Origin of the sequence: Inquilinus sp. CA228 (genome assembly GCF_052078665.1) — a bacterium.
GTDB lineage: Bacteria > Pseudomonadota > Alphaproteobacteria > DSM-16000 > Inquilinaceae > Inquilinus.
This window is the reverse complement of the sequence record NZ_JBQJIK010000007.1, coordinates 75,346-93,585: the sequence shown is the minus strand read 5'-3', so window position 1 is coordinate 93,585 and position 18,240 is coordinate 75,346. Positions and strand designations below refer to the sequence as shown.

Below are 18,240 nucleotides of genomic sequence, written 5' to 3'. Positions count from 1 at the left end.
CCCGTCCGCATTGCTCGGTTCAAGCCGTCACACCCGCATCGGCATCAGCACGTACAGCGCGCTGGAATCGGCGGTGTCGCGGACGATGGTCGGCGACCCGGCATCGGCCATGGCGAAGCGGGCGCCGTCGCCCTCGATCTGCTGGGTGATGTCCAACAGGTAGCGGCTGTTGAAGCCGATCTCGATCTTCGCCGCCTCGTAGCTGACCTCGATCTCCTCGGTGGCGCTGCCCTGCTCGGCCGAATTGGCCGACAGCGTCAGCGAGCCGTTCTCGATCGTCAGCTTCACCGCCCGGCTCTTCTCGGTCGAGATGGTGGAGACGCGGTCGACCGCCTTGGCGAACTCCTTGGCGTCGACCTCGAGGATCTTGTCGTTGCCGCTCGGGATCACCCGCTCATATTCCGGGAAGGTGCCGTCGATCAGCTTCGAGGTCAGGACCACGCCGTCGCCCGCAGATCCCGGCAGGGTGAAGCGGGTCTTGGTCTCGGACAGCTCGACCTCGACGGTCTCGCCGCTCTCGTCCAGCAGCTTGCGCAGCTCCATCACCGTCTTGCGCGGCACGATCACGCCGGGGATGCCGTCGGCGCCGTCCGGCAGCGGCATCTCGACCCGGGCCAGGCGATGGCCGTCGGTGGCGACGGCGCGCAGCACCGGCACGGTGTCGGCCTTGGCGGCGTGCAGGTAGATGCCGTTCAGGTAGTAGCGCGTCTCCTCGGTCGAGATCGCGAATTTGGTCCGGTCGATCATCACCCGCAGGTCGCCGGCGGCGATGGTGAAGCGGTGGCTCAACTCGCCGCCCGCCATGCTCGGGAAGTCCTCGACCGGCAGGCAGCCGAGCCGGAAGTTCGACCGGCCGGCGCGCAGCGTCAGCGACCCGCCGTCCGGGTTGGTCTCGATCTCGACCTGGCTGCCGTCCGGCAGCTTGCGGACGATGTCGTAGAGGGTGTGGGCCGGGGCGGTGGTGCCACCCGGGGCCTGGATCTCCGCCGGCACGGATTCGACGATCTCGAGATCCATGTCGGTGGCCGTCAGGCGCAGCGCGCCGCCCTCGGCGCGCAACAGGATATTGGACAGGATCGGGATGGTGTTGCGCCGCTCGACGACGCTCTGCACATGGCTCAGGCCCTTCAGAAGGGCGGCCCGCTCGATGATCAGCTTCATCCCGATTCCACTTCGACGATGCCGGCCGCCGGACTGGGTCATCGGGGCGGGCAGACGCCCGGCCGACGCGGCGGGGGCGCACTATAGCCGAAAGCCGGCGGCGGTGGCGAGAGGCAGGCGCAGGGCCGGACACGGTGCCGGGCAGATTTTCCGGCCGCCGTGACCAGTCTCCGGAGTCGGGAGGGTTCAGACCTGCAGCATGCGGCGCAGCAGCTCGACATCCTCGGCGAAGGAGCGGTCCTCGCTGCACAGCTCTTCGATCCTGCGCACGGCATGCATCACCGTGGTGTGGTCGCGGCCGCCGAACTTGCGGCCGATCTCCGGCAGCGAGCGCGGGGTGAGCTGCTTCGACAGGTACATCGCCACCTGGCGCGGCCGGGCCACGGTGCGGGCGCGGCGGGCCGAATGCATGTCGGCGACCTTGATGTTGTAGTGCTCGGCCACCCGCTTCTGGATCTCGTCGATGGTGACCCGGCGGTCGGAGGCGCGCAGCAGGTCGTGCAGCAGCTCCTGGGTCGATTCCAGGGTGATCGGCCGGTGCACCAGCTCGGCATGGGCGGTGATGCGGTTCAGCGCCCCCTCCAGCTCGCGCACGTTGGAGGTGATCTTGTGGGCCAGGAACTCCATCACCTTGCCCGGGATGTCGACCCGCGCGGTCTCCGCCTTGGCGTGCAGGATGCCCAGGCGCAGCTCGTAGGTGGTGGGGTGGATGTCGGCGACCAGGCCCCAGCCGAGGCGGGAGCGCAGCCGCTCCTCCATCCCCTCGAGGTCGGAGGGCGACTTGTCGGCCGAGATCACCACCTGGCGGTTCTGGTCCACCAGCGCGTTGAAGGTGTGGAAGAACTCCTCCTGGGTGGAGTCCTTGCCGGAGATGAACTGCACGTCGTCGATCATCAGCACGTCGACCGAGCGGAACATCTCCTTGAACGTCATCGTGTCCTTGAACCGCAGGGCACGGATGAACTGGTACATGAACTTCTCGGCGGACATGTAGAGCACGCGCCGCTCCGGGTGCTTCTGCCGGATGTGCCAGGCGATGGCGTGCATCAGATGGGTCTTGCCCAGACCCACCCCGCCATAGAGGAACAGCGGGTTGAAGGTGACGCTGTTGGCCTCCGCCACCCGGCGGGCGGCGGCATGGGCCAGCTCGTTCGGCTTGCCGACGACGAAATTGTCGAAGGTGAAGCGCTGGTCGAGCACGGCGCCGAACTCGGTCGCCGACTCGGGCGGGCGCTCCGATTTTGCCGCCGGCGACCCGGCGCGCGAGGCCGGCGCGGTCGCGGCGGGCGCCGCCGCAGCCGGCTTGGCGGCCAGACGGTCGGGCACCACGATCACATCGACACTGTGGATGTCCGGATTCTCGGAATGCCACAGGTTGCGGATGCGGTCGGCGTAATGGGCGGCGACCCAGTCGCGCATGAAGCGGGTGGGGGCGGCGATGCGGACCTCACCGCCCTCGAGATCGACCACGACGACCGGGCGCAGCCAACTCTTGAAGGCGCCCTCTCCCACCTCCTCGCGCAACCGGCCGCAGACGCGGCCCCATTGCTGCTCGATCGATGCGATGACTCCCCCCATCGACGACATGCTGCGTTCCGTCCCCTCTTCGACTCCGGCGGCCGCGACGCGCTGCCCATCCACGACCCGGACTGTACCCGTTCCCACCATCAGCGGCATCCGATCCCCGCTGCGCGGCTGCCATGCTCCAGAACTCAAACTGTAATAATCACAGTATCACGACCGACACGCAGGAACAATTCCTCGCAGCTACTTATAAAGCCGCGAGTCTGATTAATAGAAAGTGTACGAGTGTTGCTCAGGGACGCTCACGGACTTCTGCCAATCTTCATGATGAAGGCTGGTAGCCGGGCAAGTTGTGTCCTGAGGCGATCTTCAACCTGCCGATAGCAGGCGAACGACGATCATATGCAGGGTGGGCAAGGGCTGGCAACGGAACAAATCCGGACCACCCTAAAACGCAAAAAACGGTCCCGGACCGCGGCAGGTTGTGCCGCATCCACCGTTCCCCTGGACATGAGAAAAGCCGTTCCGCGGCCACCGCCGCGGAACGGCTTCTCGGTGTTCCGGGCTTAGAGAGCCTTGATGCGGCCGGACAGGCGCGACAGCTTGCGCGCGACCGTGTTCTTCTGCAGCACGCCCTTGGTGACGCCGCGATGCATCTCCGGCTGCGCCGCCTTCAGCGCCTCGGCCGCGGCGGCCTTGTCGCCGGACTCGATCGCCGTCTCGACCTTCTTGACGAAGGTGCGGATGCGGCTGACGCGGTTGCGGTTGACGACCGTGCGACGCTCGGTCTGGCGGATGCGCTTCTCGGCGGACTTGTGGTTGGCCATTGTCGGTCCCAGTTCGGGCCCACGACGGCCCCAAGAAAATCGAGGGCGCTTGATAGTCCCTTCGCGCCCGGGCGTCAAGACGAGTCTCGGCGCTGCCTGCGGCCGACATGTGGGGCTGCCCGGGGGGTATTGGCAAGCCGGTTCTTTTGTTCTATATTTGTTCTCATGCCGATCAAGCCCCCCGAACTCGACGAACTGCCGGACCAGCCGCGCAAGGGGCGCGGTGCGGTCAGCAACCACACCGGCCGCTTCGAGGCCGCGACCCGGCACCGGGTCGATGACGGCTGGGCGGGAATGGCGCCGGAGGATGAGGAGGAGCCGCCGCTGCGCACGCAGCTGCATGTCGACACCGCCCGCACCATCATCACGCGCAACGACTCGCCGGACATCATGTTCGACCGCTCGATCAACCCCTACCGGGGCTGCGAGCACGGCTGCATCTACTGCTTCGCCCGGCCGACCCATGCCTGGCTGGGCCTGTCGCCCGGCCTCGATTTCGAGACCCAGCTGTTCTACAAGCCGGACGCGCCAGAGCTGCTGGAGGCCGAGCTGCGGCGCCCCGGCTACGTCCCGGCGGTGATGGCGATGGGCACCAACACCGACCCGTACCAGCCGATCGAGCGCGAGCTGAAGCTGACCCGCCGGGTGATCGAGGTGCTGTCGCGCTTCAACCATCCCCTCGGCATCGTCACCAAATCGGCGCTGATCACCCGCGACATCGACCTGCTGGCGCCGATGGCGGCCAAGGGACTGGCGGCGGTCTGCATCTCGCTGTCGACCCTCGACCGCGAGCTGGCGCGGACGCTGGAGCCGCGGGCGGCGACGCCGCCGCGCCGGCTGGAGACGATGCGCCAGCTGACCCAGGCCGGCATCCCGGTGATCGTGCTGACCTCGCCGATGATCCCCGGCCTCAACGACCATTCGCTGGAGCAGGTGCTGGAGGCGGCGGTGAAGGCCGGCGCCACCGCCGCCGGCTGGACCCTGCTGCGGCTGCCGCTGGAGATCGCCGGCCTGTTCGAGGAATGGCTGCAGGCGCATGCGCCGGACCGGGCTGGCCGGGTGATGTCGCTGATCCGCCAGACCCGCGGCGGCCGGCTCTACAAATCCGGCTTCGGCGAGCGGCATCGCGGCGAGGGGCCGGTGGCCGACCTGATCCGGGCCCGCTTCAACCACGCCGTCCGCCGCCTCGGCCTCGACCGCAAGCGCTGGACCCTCGACACCACCCAGTTCTCCCCGCCGCCGCGGCCGGGGGATCAGATGTCCTTGTTCTAAGGAGGGGCGGTCAGATGTCCGTCATCGAGCTTCTGCGCGCCGTCCGCGCCGACGTGGCGGAGATGCGGTCGGAACAGCGCGAGCAGCGCGTCCGCCTTGCGGCGATCGAGCGGCATCTGGCGCATCTGGAGCGCGATGGCGCCGAGTTCCGCGCCGAAATCGGCGGGCGGTTCGATCGCATCCACGATCGGCTCGACCGGATCGAGCGGCGTCTCGACCTTTCGGATCAGCCCGCTTGAATCGCGGCTGAGCACCGGCCCGACGCTTCGGCCTTGGCTCTTCGGCCCGCCGGCGCTATGCCCTCCACCAGGAGGGTGGGCATGCCGGATTGGAGTCTCGAGATCGAGTGCGGCGCCCCGGTGCGGAGCGTCGCCGGGCTGGATGAGGTCGGCCGCGGCCCGCTGGCCGGCCCGGTGCTGGCCGCGGCGGTGGTGCTGATCCGGCCGCTCGACCCCGATCTCGCTCTCCTTATAGATGACAGCAAGGTGCTGACGGCACAGCGGCGCGAGGCGCTGGTGCCGCGCATCCGGGCGGTGGCGCAGGTCGGCATCGGCTGGGCGACGGTCGAGGAGATCGACCGAATCAACATCCTCCAGGCCAGCATGCTGGCGATGCGGCGGGCGCTCGATGCCCTGCCGGAGCGTCCGGAGATCGCATTGATCGACGGCAACAAGGTGCCCGACGGACTGCCTTGCGACGGCCGCGCGGTGGTCGGCGGCGACGCCCTGTCGCTGTCGATCGCGGCGGCCTCGATCCTCGCAAAAGTTGTGCGTGACCACGAGATGTTGCGTCTGTCCACCCTCCATCGCGGCTATGGGTGGGAACGCAACGCCGGCTACGGCACGCCCGAGCATATCGCCGCGCTCGACCGCATCGGGGTCTGCGAGCATCATCGCCGGTCGTTTGCCCCGGTGCTGCAGCGACTCGCCATAACCGGCTGATTCAAACGGGGGATTGACGGCGACTCCGCGGCGAATCATCGTCGCCCTATGAGCGAATCACCCACCATCACCGAGCGCCTGCCGCCGGGCTGCCGAATCGTCCTCGGCGACTGCATCTCGGCGATGCGATCGCTGCCCGCCGGCTCGGTCGATTGCGTGTTCGCCGACCCGCCCTACAATTTGCAGTTGGGGGGCGAGCTGCGCCGGCCGGACGAGAGCCGGGTCGACGGCGTCGATGCGGAGTGGGACAAGTTCAGCGACCTCGCCACCTATGACCGGTTCACCCGGGACTGGCTGACCGCGGCGCGCCACGCGCTGAAGGACGACGGCACGCTATGGGTGATCGGCACTTACCACAACATCTTCCGGGTCGGCGCCATCCTGCAGGATCTCGGCTTCTGGATCCTGAACGACATCGTCTGGCGCAAGGCGAACCCGATGCCGAACTTCCGCGGCACCCGCTTCACCAACGCGCATGAGACGCTGATCTGGGCCGCCAAGTCGCCCGACAGCCGCTACACCTTCAACTACGACGCCATGAAGGCGCTGAACGAGGAACTGCAGATGCGCAGCGACTGGACGCTGCCGATCTGCAGCGGCGGCGAGCGCCTGAAGATCGACGGCCGCAAGGCGCATCCGACGCAGAAGCCGGAGGCCCTGCTGTGGCGCGTCCTGCTGTCCTCGACCCGGGCGGGGGAGACCATCCTCGACCCGTTCTTCGGCAGCGGCACCACCGGCGCCGTGGCCAAGCGCCTGGGCCGCAGGTTCATCGGCGTCGAGCGCGAGGAGATCTATGCCCGGGTCGCCGCCCAGCGCATCGCCGCGATCGAGTCGCCGGCCGACCCGAGCATGCTCGACACCCTGTCGAAGCGCCAGGCGCCGCGCGTGCCCTTCGGCTGGGTGCTGGAGCGCGGCATGCTGCGGCCGGGCGACCGGCTGTTCGACACCCAGCGCCGCTACGTCGCCAAGGTGCGGGCCGACGGCACGCTGATCGCCAGCAACAGCGAGGGCGACCATGCCGGGTCGATCCACCGGGTCGGCGCGGCGCTGCAGGGCGCGCCGTCCTGCAACGGTTGGACCTTCTGGCACTACGAGGCGCAGCGCGACCGGCTGGCCCCGATCGACCTGCTGCGCCAGAAGATCCGGGCCGAGATGGCGGTGCATTGAATCGTAGGTTGGGTTCGCCCCGCGAACCCAACATCTTGCAGCCTGAACTTGCGTTGGGTTCGCAAGAGCGAACCCAACCTACATCTCACCTTAGTTCAGCTTGCCAGCCGATTGTATTTCCTCAGGATCTCCCGCAGCCGTTCATGCAGGATCGCATGCAGCGTGTTGCCGTCGCGGCCGGTCATGGTCTCGGCCGCGACCAGGGCGTTGACGATCGCCTCCTCGGTCGCCTGGGCCGCGGCCTCGATCAGCCCGTCCATGGCGTCGTTCGGCAGCACCTGCACCAGCCGGCTGTCCTTGCGGCTGAAGGCACCGGGATTGGCCGTTGAAAAGGCGAGGAAGATGTCGCCGCTGCCATTGGCGCCATAGCCTCCGGTGCGGGCGATGCCGACCGGCGCGCGCCGGGCCAGGCGCTTCAGCTGGTGCGGCAGCAGCGGCGCGTCGGTGGCGATGACGACGATGATCGAGCCGGTGTCGCGGTCCGAGGCCGGGTCGGGCAGCAGGTCCGGGATCTCGTGCCCGACCGGCACGCCGGCGATCATCAGGTTCTTGCGGCGGCCGAAATTGCCCTGCACCAGCACGCCGACGGTGTGGCCGCCCTCCTCAGGTGAGAGCTGACGCGAGGCCGTGCCGGTACCACCCTTGAATCCGAACAGCGACATGCCGGTGCCGCCGCCGACATTGCCCTCCGCCACCGGTCCCGGCCGGGCGCCGTCCAGGGCCTCGACCGCATGCTCAGCCGTGACGTGGAAGCCGTTGATGTCGTTCAGGGTCCCGTCATAGGTTTCTGCCACCACCGGCAGGCACCAGTAGATGTCGTGGTCCAGCGGCGCCACCAGCCGGTTTCGGCCCTGCCAGCCGACCACGGCGTCGCGCACGGTGCCGACGCTGTGGCTGTTGGTGATCATCACCGGCCCTTCGAGGAAGCCCGATTCCTCGATCCAGATCGTGCCGGTCATCTCGCCATTGCCGTTCAGCACGGCGGTGCCGGCGAAGACCGGGTCGAACACCCGTCCGCGCGGCAGGATGGCGGTGACGCCGGTGCGGGCCGGCCCGCGCCCGACCTCCAGCCTGCCGTCGCCGGTGATGATGGTGGCGAACCCGACCTCGATCCCGGCGATGTCGGTGATGGCGTTGAGCGGCCCGGGCTCGCCGTCGAAGGGGATGCCCAGCTCCCGGGCCCGCGGCTTATGCGTCATCGTCGGCTCCTCGGCTGCGTCGCCCCTCCGGGCTAGCGCGGCGGCGGCACGCTGTCTATGCTGCCGGCCTCGCACAGCAGGAGGGGCCCCGATGGAACGCAGGACGGAACGGCACTTCACCCGCCCCGTCACGCTGCATCCGTCGAGCCGCCATGCCTCTCCTTGCCGCCGAGTCGCTGTCCCACCACACCCCTGACCATCGCCCGCTGTTCGAGGATCTGACGCTCGCCTTCGGGGCGGAACGGACGGGCCTCGTCGGCCGCAACGGCGTCGGCAAGTCGACGCTGCTGCGCCTGCTGCTGGGCGAGATCCCGCCGCAATCCGGCCGGATCGTGCGCCAGGGCCGCATCGGCCTGCTGCCCCAGGCCGTCCGGGTCATGCCCGGCATGACCGCCGCCGACGCGCTCGGCATCGCCCCGGCCCTGGCCCGGCTCGACCGGCTGCTGGCGGGGCAGGGCGACGAGGAGGACCTCGCCGCCGCCGACTGGACGGTGGAGGAGCGCGCGGCCGCGGCGCTGCCCAGGCTCGGCCTGCCCGCCGATCTCGACCTGCGCCGGCCGCTCGGCACCCTCAGCGGCGGCGAGGCCACCCGCCTGGCCCTGGCCGGGCTGCTGGTCGACCCGCCGGACATGCTGGTGCTGGACGAGCCGACCAACAATCTCGACGCCGACGGCCGCGATGCCGTCTGCGCCCTGCTGGAAAGCTGGCGCGGCGGCGCCCTGGTGGTCAGCCACGACCGCGGAGTGCTGCGCCGGATGGACCGGATCGTCGAGCTCTCCAGCCTCGGCGCTCGCTTCTATGGCGGCAACTGGGACGACTACCGCGCCCGGCGCGAGGCCGATGCCGAGGCGGCGCAGCGCGGCCTGGCGCATGCGGAGCAGGAGGCGGCGCGGCTGGCGCGGGAGCGGCAGGCGGCGCTGGAGCGCAAGGCCCGCAGCGATTCCCGCGCCCGGAAATCCCGCGCCGGCGGTGGCCAGGCCAAGATCCTGCTGGACTTCAAGAAGGAGAAGGCCGGGCAGAGCCAGGGGCGCCAGACCGGCCTGCGCGACCGCCGGGAAGAGGGGGCCGAGGCGGCGCTGGCTGAGGCGCGCACCGCGGTCGAGCGGACCGAGACGCTGGCGGCGTCGCTGCCGTCCACCGGGCTGGCCGCCGGCACATCCGTCCTCGCCTTCGAGCATGTCTCCTGGGCGCCGCCGGGCGCGGCGCGGCCGGTGCTGCAAGACCTGTCCTTCGCCCTGACCGGGCCGGAGCGGGTGGCGGTGACCGGACCGAACGGCGCCGGCAAATCGACTTTGCTGCGCCTCGCGGCCGGGGAGCTGGAGTCCGACGAGGGCCGGGTCCGGCGCTTCGGCGGCGGCATCGCCATGCTCGACCAGCGGGCCGGCGGGCTGCGGCCGGAGCGAACCATCCTGGAGAACTTCCGGGCGATGCATCCAGACGCGACCGACAATGCCTGCCGGGCGGCGCTGGCGCGCTTCCTGTTCCGCGCCGACACGGCGCTGCGCCGGGTCGGCGACCTCAGCGGCGGCGAGACGCTGCGGGCGGCGCTGGCCTGCGTGCTGGGCGGGCCGCGGCCGCCGCGGCTGCTGATCCTGGACGAGCCGACCAACCATCTCGACCTCGACTCGATCGCGGCGATCGAGCGGGCGGTGGCCGGCTATGACGGCGCCCTGCTGGTGGCCAGCCACGACCCGGACTTCCTCGCCGCGGTCGGCATCGGCCGGGTCGTCCCGCTGCCGGGGCACAAATGAGAGCTCGTTCGAGACTGCGCTGGCGTGAGTCGGCTGGTGGTGGTTTCGAGAACCGGCGCGCAGCGGACGTTATAGTCCGTGAGCACCGGAAGCGCAGAAACCGCCATCAGGCGGCCGCGCCAGTAGCAGTATCGGGCGGGCTCGTAAGAAGCGGGCCCGAAGGCCCGCTTCCCCCGCACGCACTGAGAAGGCGGAACTTAATCCAGCCCTTCGAACAGCGCGGTCGACAGGTAGCGCTCGGCGATCGAGGGGATGATCACGACGATCTTCTTGCCCTCGTTCTCCGGCCGGGCGCCGACCTCGAGCGCCGCGGCCAGGGCGGCGCCGGAGGAGATGCCGGCCGGCAGCCCCTCCAGCTTCGCCGCCTGGCGGGCGACCTGGAAGGCGCGTTCGTTCGAGATCCGCACGACCTCGTCGATGATCTTGGTGTTCAGGATCCCGGGCACGAAGCCGGCGCCGATGCCCTGGATCTTGTGCGGGCCCGGGTTGCCGCCGGACAGCACCGGGCTGTCCTCCGGCTCCACCGCGATCGCCTTGAAGCTGGGCTTGCGCTGCTTGATCACCTCGGCCACGCCGGTAATGGTGCCGCCGGTGCCGACGCCGGAGATCAGGATGTCGACGCCGCCATCGGTGTCGTTCCAGATCTCCTCGGCCGTGGTGCGGCGATGGATCTCCGGGTTGGCCGGGTTCTCGAATTGCTGCGGGATGATCGCGTTCGGGATGGTCTGGACCAGTTCCTCGGCCTTGGCGATGGCGCCCTTCATGCCCTTCGGGCCCTCGGTCAGGTGCAACTCGGCGCCCAAGAGCTTCAGCATCTTGCGCCGCTCGACCGACATGGTCTCCGGCATGGTCAGGATCAGGCGGTAGCCCTTGGCCGCGGCGACGAAGGCCAGCGCGATGCCGGTGTTGCCCGAGGTCGGCTCGATCAGGGTGCTGACGCCCGGCTTGATCTTGCCCGCGGCCTCCAGCCCTTCGATCATCGCCAGGCCGATGCGGTCCTTGACGCTGGACAGCGGGTTGAAGAACTCCAGCTTGGCCAGGATGTCGGCCCTGGCGTCGTGCGCCTCGGCCAGCTTCTTCACCCGCACCAGTGGGGTCGCGCCGATGGTGTCGAGGATCGAGTCGTAGATCTTGCCTCGGAACTCGGTCTTCCCGGCGGTGGAAGAGGACATATTACTCTCCAAGGGCGTTAAATTGGCGTTCAACATTTATACGCGCCGGCCCTGGGGAAGGCCAGCCGCTCGGATCAACCCGGACGGTCTCTGTCAGATCGAGAAGTCGACGGGGGCAGCCCGCTCGCGCGGGATGCCCTTCTCGCGGGCCTGATTGGCCAGATCCTCGATGCTCAGCGCGTCGAGCCTCTTGACCGCCTCCTCCTGCAGCTCGGCCCAGAGCGGACGGACGACCTCCTGGCCCAGACGGGATCCCGGCGGCAGCGCCTCCTCGTCATCCGCCGCCGTCTCCAGCGAGCGGATGGCGCGGACGATCTCGCCGACCGTGATCCGCCGGCGCTCCCGGGCTAGGCGATAGCCGCCGCGAGGCCCGCGCACCCCGGTCAGGATGTCGACCCGGACCAGCTGCTGCAGCACCTGCTCCAGATACCGGCGCGGGATGCCCTGGCGTTTGGTGATCTCGGCGCTCTGCACCGGCGTGTCGACGGCGTTGTAGGCGATGTCGAGGACCGCCTCGATCGCGAACAGCATCTTCTTCGGCAGGCGGAACATCCGTCAGGCTCCCGTTCCGGTGGATCCATAGCCGCCCGTACCGCGGGCGGTGGCGTCGAGGTTCGGCCGCTCGTCCCAGGCGACGATCGCGTGGCGGGCCACGACCATCTGGGCGATGCGCATGCCCCGGGTGATGGCGACCGGCTCGTCGCCATGGTTGATCAGCACCACACCGATCTCGCCCCGGTAGTCGGAGTCGATCGTGCCGGGCGCGTTGACGATGGTGATGCCGTGCTTGAGGGCGAGGCCGGAGCGTGGGCGCACCTGCGCCTCCCAGCCGCCCGGCAGGGCGATGGCGATGCCGGTCGGGATCAGCACCCGGCGTCCGGGCGCCACCGTCACCGGCTCCGCCACGGCCGCGAGCAGGTCCAGCCCGGCCGACTGCGCGGTGGCGGCGGTGGGCAAAGGCAGGTCGGCGCCATGCGGCAGGCGGGTGACGGCGATGGAGACGGCTTCGGTCATCGGCTCGGGATCAGCCTTTCTCGAAATGGCGGGCGATCGCGCCGGCCAGGCGGGTGCCGATATCGGCCTTGCTCAAGCGCGGCCAGGTCTGGGCGCCCTCGGCGGTGATCAGGTGCAGGATGTTCGAATCGCCGCCGAACGCCTGGGTGCCGGGCGACACGTCGTTGGCCAGGATCCAGTCGCAGCCCTTGCGGGCGCGCTTGGCCTGGGCATGGGCGATCACGTCCTCGGTCTCGGCGGCGAAGCCCACCACCAGGGCCGGCCGGTCGGCGCCGGGCGCGCTCAGCGTCGCCAGGATGTCGGGGTTCTCGGCCAGAGCCAGGGCCGGCGGCCCGCCGGCACCCTTCTTGATCTTCTGGCCGGAGGGCGCGGCGACCCGCCAGTCGGCCACGGCGGCGGCGCAGACCGCGGCGTCGGCCGGCAGGGCGGCGCGGCAGGCGGCCAGCATCTCGTCGGCGGTCTCGATCGGCACCACGGTGACGCCGTGCGGCGCCGGCTCATGGGTCGGGCCGGCCACCAGCGTCACCCGCGCCCCGGCCTGGCGCAGGGCGGCGGCGATGGCGTGGCCCTGCTTGCCGGAGGAGCGGTTGGCGATGTAGCGCACCGGGTCGATCGGCTCATGGGTCGGGCCGCTGGTGACGATGACGTGGCGGTCCTGCAACGGGCCGCCGGTGCCGAAGCGGTCGAACTCGGTGAAATAGGCCTCGACGGCGGCGACGATCTCCAGAGGCTCGGACATGCGGCCGAAGCCGTATTCGCCGCAGGCCATCTCGCCCTGGTTCGGGCCGACCAGGCGCACGCCGCGCCGCTGCAGCAGCGCCAGGTTGTCCCGCGTCGCCGGATGGTCCCACATGCGGACATTCATCGCCGGCGCCACCAGCACCGGCTTGTCGGTGGCCAACAGGGCGGTGGTGGCCAGGTCGTCGGCCAGGCCGGCCGCCATCCGCGCCAGGATGTTGGCGGTGGCCGGGGCCACCACCAGCAGGTCGGCGTCGCGCGACAGCCGGATGTGGCCCATCTCCGATTCGTCGGTCAGCGAGAACAGCTCGCCATAGACCTTGTCCTCGGTCAGGGCCGCGAGGGTGAGGGGGGTGACGAACTCGGCCGCGGCCTTGGTCAGGATGCAGCGCACCCGGGCCCCACGCTCGCCCAGTCGGCGGATCAGGTCCGGCGACTTGTAGGCGGCGATGCCGCCCGCAATGACCAGCAGGATGCGGCGGTCACGCAGCGTCAGCGTCACGGCAGGTTCCCAAGGCGGCGGAGGGCGAATTACATCGCATGAATGTTCTTTAGGGCGCCCAGCCGGATTCGGCAAGTCCTACAATCACCGCTTGCGACGAAATGCGCGACGAGGGCCGTGAAATCCTACCCAAAACCTCGGTTCATCATCCAGTCGATTGCGGCGACGATGGCGTCGCTCTCGGCGGCGAGGTTGGTCACCAGCGGCCCCAGGCGATCTTTCGGAAGGCTGAGAGTGGCCAAGGTCATCAGGGAGAAGGCCTCGCCCTCGATCTCGAACACCGGATTCAACCGCTCGGCTTGGGGAAGCCTGGCGGTGGTCCGGGTCAGCGGAATGACCACGCGCCGCCGCGACTCCTGGAACAGGCTCGACTGCAGAACGACGAGGTAAGGGAATTCCGCCCTCGTCGTTCCGAGATTCCGATGCACATCGAATTGCGCCATCGGCGGCTTCAGATCTCGCAATACTCGTCGGCAGGCGATCCGTATCGAGCCTCGTGCTCGTTCCAGAACTTCATCAAGGCATCGGTTTCCTCTTGGATCCGCCGGCGCTCGGCCTGTTCGATGGCGGTGAGGAGACCGGCTTCGGCAGCAGCGGAGACATTGATCCCCATGGCCTTCGCCCGAGCCACGAGGTCGCTGTTCATGCTGCAGTTGACGGGCTTCTTCGGAGCGTCTTCCCGGTAGCGGGTGAGCATGTCGTCATCCAATCGATGCGCATAAGGCTGGTGAATTTTATGCGCAGTCTTGGATCAATGCAATCATCGGGCCTGGATTGCCCGATCCGAACCCTCAGATCCGCCAGCCGGTGTGAATGGCGGCGATTCCGGCCGACAGGTTGGTCCAGCGCACCCGCTCCAGCCCGGCGGCCTCGATTCGCTCGGCCAGGCTCGGCTGGTCGGGGAAGCGGCGGATGCTCTCGACCAGGTAGCGGTAGCTGTCCTCGTCCTTGGCCACCACCTTGCCCAGGCGCGGGATCACGGCGCGGGAGTAGAGGTCGTAGGCGCGGTCCAGGCCCGGCAGCACGACCTTGCTGAACTCCAGGCAGAAGAAGCGCCCGCCGGGCTTTAGCACCCGCCGCGCCTCGCGCAGCGCGTCGTCGATCCGGGTCACGTTCCGCAGGCCGAAGGAGATGGTGTAGACGTCGACCGACCGGTCGGCGACCGGCAGCGATTCGGCATTGCCGACCATGTGCAGGATCGGGCCGACCCGGCCGCGATCGATCGCCCGGTCGCGGCCGACCGCGACCATGCCCTCGGTCAGGTCGCAGATGATGGCGCGGGCGCCCCGGCCTGTGCTGTCCACGCCGGCGCGGTCGAGGAAGCGGAAGGCGATGTCGCCGGTGCCGCCGGCCACATCCAGCAGGACCTCGCCCGGGCGGGGCCGGATCGCCGCGATGAACTGGGCCTTCCACAGCCGGTGGACGCCGCCGCTCATCAGGTCGTTCATCAGGTCGTAGCGCCTGGCCACGCTGCTGAAGACGCCGTGGACGCGGTGGGTCTTCTCCGTCGGGTCGACCTCGGTGTCGCCGAACCAGCGGGACTCGGGATTGTGGGGCGCGTCGCTCATGGCCGGGACCATAGCGTCCGGCGCCGGGTCGTGCCAGTGTGCCGGCCATGCCCGAGCTCCCCGAAGTCGAGACCGTTCGCCGCGGCCTTGTGCCCGTCCTGGAAGGCCAGCGCCTGGCCCGCGTCGAGCAGCGCCGCCCCGACCTGCGCTTCCCGCTGCCCGAGCGGATGGTCGAGCGGCTGACCGGCCGCCGGGTCGTGCGCCTGGACCGCCGCGCCAAATACCTGCTGATCCATCTCGATGACGGCATGGTGCTGTTGATCCATCTCGGCATGTCGGGCCGGATGATGGTCACCCAGGGCCGACCGCAGGTCGTCAGCCCGCACGACCATGTGGTGTTCGAGACCGAGGCCGGGTCGGTCGTCACCTTCAACGACACCCGCCGCTTCGGCATGTTGGACCTGGTCAGCCAGAACGCGCTGCACACCCACAAATCGCTGGAGGCGCTGGGGCCGGAGCCGCTGTCGGACGAGTTCGACGCCGCCACTCTCGACCAGGCGCTGGCCCGCAAGATCACGCCGATCAAGGCGGCGCTGCTGGACCAGCGCGTCGTCGCCGGCCTTGGCAACATCTATGTCTGCGAGGCGCTGTGGGCAGCGCATATCTCGCCCCGCCGGGTCGCCGCCTCGGTAGCCGGGGTGCGGGCGGCGCGGCTGGTGCCGGAGATCAAGGCGGTGCTGCAGCGCGCCATCGAGGCCGGCGGCTCGTCCCTGCGCGACTATGTCCAGGTCGATGGCGAACTCGGCTATTTCCAGCATTCCTGGTCGGTCTACGGCCGCGAGGGCGAGCCGTGCCGGACGCCAGGATGCCGCGGCACGGTCCGGCGCCTCGTCCAGTCCGGCCGCAGCACCTTCTTCTGCCCGGTCTGCCAGCGCTGACCGGGCGTTCGATCAATCGAAGATGCGGAGGAGCGTTTCATGACCGCAAGCTACGAGACCATCCTGGTCGAGACCCGGGGGCGGGTCGGCCTGATCACGCTGAACCGGCCGCAGGCGCTGAACGCGCTGAACGACGCGATCTTCCGGGATCTCGGCCAGGCCCTGGCGGCCTTCGACGCCGATGACGGCGTCGGCGCCGTCGTCCTGACCGGCTCGGAGAAGGCCTTCGCCGCCGGGGCGGACATCAAGGAGATGGCGTCGAAGGACTTCATCGCCGCCTATCGCGGCAACCTGATCGAGAACTGGACCTGCATCACCAAGCTGCGCAAGCCGATCATCGCCGCGGTCGCCGGCTTTGCCCTGGGGGGCGGCTGCGAGATCGCGATGATGTGCGACTTCATCATCGCCGCGGACACGGCGAAGTTCGGCCAGCCGGAGATCAAGCTGGGCACCATCCCCGGCTCCGGCGGCACCCAGCGGCTGACCAAGCTGATCGGCCGGTCGAAGGCGATGGACATGGTGCTGACCGGCCGGATGATGGATGCGGCGGAGGCCGAGCGGTCGGGCCTGGTCGCCCGCGTGGTGCCGGCGGCCGAGCTGCTGGCCGTGGCCGTGAAGGCGGCGGAAACCATCGCCGGCTATTCGCTGCCGATCACGATGATGGCGAAGGAGGCGGTGCACCGCGCCGACGAGACGCCGCTGGCCGAGGGCATCCTGTTCGAGCGGCGCCTGTTCCACGCCACCTTCGCCACCGAGGACCGGCGCGAGGGCATGGCCGCCTTCACCGAGAAGCGGCCGGCGCAGTTCAAGCACCGCTGACGGCCGCCGCCGCGGATCGGGGAGGGGCTGCGACCATGGCGGAGTCTGCCGCGGCGATGCCAGCACCGGGCACGAGCCCCTTCCGGGTCGACGACGTGCTCGACCGGGCCTTCGACATCTTCCGGCGCCGCTTCGGCGCCTTCGTCCTGCTGGCCGTGATCGCCCATGTCCCGGTCTATCTCTTCATCGCCGCCCGCCTGGCGGGGTGGGTCGGCGGCGGAGCGGGCTTCGCGATCACGGTCAACACCTTCCTGATGCTGGCCTGCGGCTCGATCGCCCACGGCGCCATCATCTACGGCGTCGTACTGCAACTGCGCCGGCAGCCCTTCTCGGTCGGGCATTCGCTGGAGATCGTCCTGGGCCGCCTGTTTCCGATCATCGGCGTCTCGATTGCCGTGTCGCTCCTGACCGTCCTGGCGGCCGTCGCCCTGCTGGTTCCGGGCCTGATCGTGCTGTGTGCCTTCTATGTCGCCGTGCCGGTCTGCGTGGTCGAGGAGGCCGGGATCCGCGCCAGCCTGTCCCGCAGCCGGCGCCTGACCGCCGGCTCGCGCTGGCGGATCCTCGCCATTGCCGTCCTGCTGTTCGTGGTCGGCGTGATCCTGGGTGCGCTCTTCGGTTTCGTCGCCCGCAGGGCGCTCGGCCCGGTCGAGATCGCCGTTGCCCAGCAGCTCTTGCAGGTCTGCCTGAGCGCCTACGGTGCCGTGGTGGTCGGGGTGGTCTACTATCAGCTGCGCGCGGCCAAGGACGGCGTCGACATCGAGACCCTCGCCGGCGTGTTCGACTGACCCCGCATCAATTCCTCGAATCGATGGCTTCGGAGACAATTTGCCGCAATTCATCCCTGAACTCGGTGTAAGTTTCTGAGGGGCCGGAGCGGGGCGGGCCTATGCGGGGGGGCCGTCTCCGGCAGTCGCGGCGGATCCATCGGATCGCCGCCGTTTGCGAGGGGGAGATGATATGGTCGATCCGTCCGTGGCAATGCCCGACCGGGGCATCGGCGATTTCCGCGTCGGCGACGCGTTCAGCCGGTCGTTCGAGATATTCAGCCGCCATTTTGTGGCCTTCCTGGTGCTGGCGCTGCTGTCCAACCTGCCGGTGTTCCTCTACCTCTTCGTCCTGACCCAGGGGGTCGGCGCAGGCAACCCGGGGATGGCCGCCGGCATCAGTGGCTTCCTCGGCTTCCTCGGCTCGCTCATCGCCAATGGTGCGATCATCTATGGCGTCGTCCAGACGCTCCGGAACCAGAGCTTCTCGGTGGGCCGCTGCCTGACGATCGGCCTGAGCGCGCTGATCCCGATCCTCGGCGTCTCGATCACTGTCGGCGTGCTGGTCATGCTGGGCATGATTCTGCTGATCGTCCCCGGCATCATGGTGTTCTGCGCCTATTACGTCGCGGTCCCGGCCGCCGTCGTCGAGCGGCCGGGCGTGTTCGCCAGCCTGTCGCGCAGCGGCGTCCTCACCAAGGGCCACCGCTGGCGCATCTTCGGCATCCTCGTCGTGGTGGTGATCGCCAGCGCCGCCGTCCAGGCGCTCGCCGAAGTGATCCTGGGGACGATGGGGCTGTACGCCGCCGTCTTCGGCCCCCTGGCGCTGACCTCCATCGTCTCCGCCTTCGGCGCGGTGGTGAACGGGGTCGTCTATTACCAACTGCGGGTGGCCAAGGAAGGCGTCGACATCGAGGAGATCGCGCGCGTCTTCGACTGAGGC

At 69.4% G+C, this 18,240-nt stretch carries 20 protein-coding genes; 9 read left to right on the top strand and 11 right to left on the bottom strand.

The features are described 5' to 3' along the window. Positions 1 to 27 precede the first annotated feature (27 nt). The 3 genes from dnaN to rpsT form a co-directional block, all read right to left on the bottom strand. Positions 28 to 1,161 carry a DNA polymerase III subunit beta gene (gene dnaN / locus ACTOWL_RS05060; RefSeq protein WP_441320104.1) on the bottom strand — a complete coding sequence of 378 codons (1,134 nt, stop codon included), beginning with the start codon at positions 1,159 to 1,161 and terminating at the stop codon, positions 28 to 30. Positions 1,162 to 1,347: 186 nt separating this feature from the next. After that, on the bottom strand, positions 1,348 to 2,739 hold the full coding sequence (gene dnaA, locus ACTOWL_RS05055; protein WP_441320103.1) for a chromosomal replication initiator protein DnaA: 1,392 nt from the start codon (positions 2,737 to 2,739) through the stop codon (positions 1,348 to 1,350). A gap of 512 nt (positions 2,740 to 3,251) precedes the next feature. Further along, a complete protein-coding gene (rpsT, locus tag ACTOWL_RS05050; protein WP_441320102.1) occupies positions 3,252 to 3,512 on the bottom strand; it encodes a 30S ribosomal protein S20 in 261 nt (86 codons plus the stop codon). 165 nt (positions 3,513 to 3,677) lie between these two features. Between rpsT and ACTOWL_RS05045 the strand changes: the two genes are divergently transcribed. From ACTOWL_RS05045 to ACTOWL_RS05030, 4 genes are all read left to right on the top strand, one after another. After that, positions 3,678 to 4,784 carry a PA0069 family radical SAM protein gene (locus tag ACTOWL_RS05045; protein ID WP_441320101.1) on the top strand — a complete coding sequence of 369 codons (1,107 nt, stop codon included), beginning with the start codon at positions 3,678 to 3,680 and terminating at the stop codon, positions 4,782 to 4,784. Between the two features lie 14 nt (positions 4,785 to 4,798). Continuing rightward, positions 4,799 to 5,023 (top strand): hypothetical protein, encoded by a 225-nt coding sequence (locus ACTOWL_RS05040; RefSeq protein ID WP_441320100.1) that lies wholly within the window; start codon positions 4,799 to 4,801, stop codon positions 5,021 to 5,023. A gap of 81 nt (positions 5,024 to 5,104) precedes the next feature. Next, positions 5,105 to 5,725 carry a ribonuclease HII gene (locus tag ACTOWL_RS05035; RefSeq protein ID WP_441320099.1) on the top strand — a complete coding sequence of 207 codons (621 nt, stop codon included), beginning with the start codon at positions 5,105 to 5,107 and terminating at the stop codon, positions 5,723 to 5,725. A gap of 48 nt (positions 5,726 to 5,773) precedes the next feature. Beyond that, positions 5,774 to 6,892 (top strand): site-specific DNA-methyltransferase, encoded by a 1,119-nt coding sequence (locus ACTOWL_RS05030; protein WP_441320098.1) that lies wholly within the window; start codon positions 5,774 to 5,776, stop codon positions 6,890 to 6,892. Positions 6,893 to 6,987: 95 nt separating this feature from the next. Here the strand turns inward: ACTOWL_RS05030 and ACTOWL_RS05025 are convergent, their stop codons facing one another. After that, positions 6,988 to 8,091 carry a DmpA family aminopeptidase gene (locus ACTOWL_RS05025; RefSeq protein ID WP_441320097.1) on the bottom strand — a complete coding sequence of 368 codons (1,104 nt, stop codon included), beginning with the start codon at positions 8,089 to 8,091 and terminating at the stop codon, positions 6,988 to 6,990. A 152-nt stretch (positions 8,092 to 8,243) separates the two neighbouring features. On the opposite strand from ACTOWL_RS05025, the gene ACTOWL_RS05020 reads away from it, so the two are divergent. Continuing rightward, entirely contained in the window at positions 8,244 to 9,842 is a 1,599-nt protein-coding gene (locus tag ACTOWL_RS05020) for an ABC-F family ATP-binding cassette domain-containing protein (protein WP_441320096.1), read from the top strand. Between the two features lie 197 nt (positions 9,843 to 10,039). On the opposite strand, the gene cysK is transcribed toward ACTOWL_RS05020, so the two are convergent. The 7 genes from cysK to ACTOWL_RS04985 form a co-directional block, all read right to left on the bottom strand. Next, on the bottom strand, positions 10,040 to 11,014 hold the full coding sequence (cysK, locus tag ACTOWL_RS05015) for a cysteine synthase A (RefSeq protein ID WP_441320095.1): 975 nt from the start codon (positions 11,012 to 11,014) through the stop codon (positions 10,040 to 10,042). A gap of 93 nt (positions 11,015 to 11,107) precedes the next feature. After that, positions 11,108 to 11,566 (bottom strand): RrF2 family transcriptional regulator, encoded by a 459-nt coding sequence (locus ACTOWL_RS05010; protein ID WP_429227651.1) that lies wholly within the window; start codon positions 11,564 to 11,566, stop codon positions 11,108 to 11,110. A gap of 3 nt (positions 11,567 to 11,569) precedes the next feature. After that, positions 11,570 to 12,028, bottom strand: coding sequence for a dUTP diphosphatase (gene dut / locus ACTOWL_RS05005; protein ID WP_441320094.1), 459 nt, complete (start codon positions 12,026 to 12,028; stop codon positions 11,570 to 11,572). 10 nt (positions 12,029 to 12,038) lie between these two features. Next, complete coding sequence (gene coaBC, locus ACTOWL_RS05000; protein ID WP_441320093.1) at positions 12,039 to 13,268, bottom strand: bifunctional phosphopantothenoylcysteine decarboxylase/phosphopantothenate--cysteine ligase CoaBC; 1,230 nt, start codon at positions 13,266 to 13,268, stop codon at positions 12,039 to 12,041. Between the two features lie 125 nt (positions 13,269 to 13,393). Beyond that, positions 13,394 to 13,711, bottom strand: a complete 318-nt coding sequence (locus tag ACTOWL_RS04995; protein WP_441320092.1) for a CcdB family protein — start codon at positions 13,709 to 13,711, stop codon at positions 13,394 to 13,396. Between the two features lie 8 nt (positions 13,712 to 13,719). Beyond that, on the bottom strand, positions 13,720 to 13,965 hold the full coding sequence (locus tag ACTOWL_RS04990; protein ID WP_441320091.1) for a type II toxin-antitoxin system CcdA family antitoxin: 246 nt from the start codon (positions 13,963 to 13,965) through the stop codon (positions 13,720 to 13,722). Positions 13,966 to 14,059: 94 nt separating this feature from the next. Next, the gene (locus ACTOWL_RS04985; RefSeq protein WP_441320090.1) at positions 14,060 to 14,836 is read right to left on the bottom strand and encodes a class I SAM-dependent methyltransferase; all 777 of its coding nucleotides are present in this window, start codon (positions 14,834 to 14,836) and stop codon (positions 14,060 to 14,062) included. A 47-nt stretch (positions 14,837 to 14,883) separates the two neighbouring features. Between ACTOWL_RS04985 and mutM the strand changes: the two genes are divergently transcribed. The 4 genes from mutM (at position 14,884) to ACTOWL_RS04965 (ending at position 18,237) form a co-directional block, all read left to right on the top strand. Then, entirely contained in the window at positions 14,884 to 15,714 is an 831-nt protein-coding gene (gene mutM / locus ACTOWL_RS04980; RefSeq protein ID WP_441320089.1) for a bifunctional DNA-formamidopyrimidine glycosylase/DNA-(apurinic or apyrimidinic site) lyase, read from the top strand. Between the two features lie 39 nt (positions 15,715 to 15,753). Further along, complete coding sequence (locus tag ACTOWL_RS04975) at positions 15,754 to 16,533, top strand: enoyl-CoA hydratase (RefSeq protein WP_441320088.1); 780 nt, start codon at positions 15,754 to 15,756, stop codon at positions 16,531 to 16,533. Positions 16,534 to 16,568: 35 nt separating this feature from the next. After that, entirely contained in the window at positions 16,569 to 17,318 is a 750-nt protein-coding gene (locus ACTOWL_RS04970) for a hypothetical protein (RefSeq protein ID WP_441320087.1), read from the top strand. A 172-nt stretch (positions 17,319 to 17,490) separates the two neighbouring features. Then, positions 17,491 to 18,237 carry a hypothetical protein gene (locus tag ACTOWL_RS04965; RefSeq protein ID WP_441320086.1) on the top strand — a complete coding sequence of 249 codons (747 nt, stop codon included), beginning with the start codon at positions 17,491 to 17,493 and terminating at the stop codon, positions 18,235 to 18,237. The last annotated feature ends 3 nt before the right edge of the window (positions 18,238 to 18,240 follow it).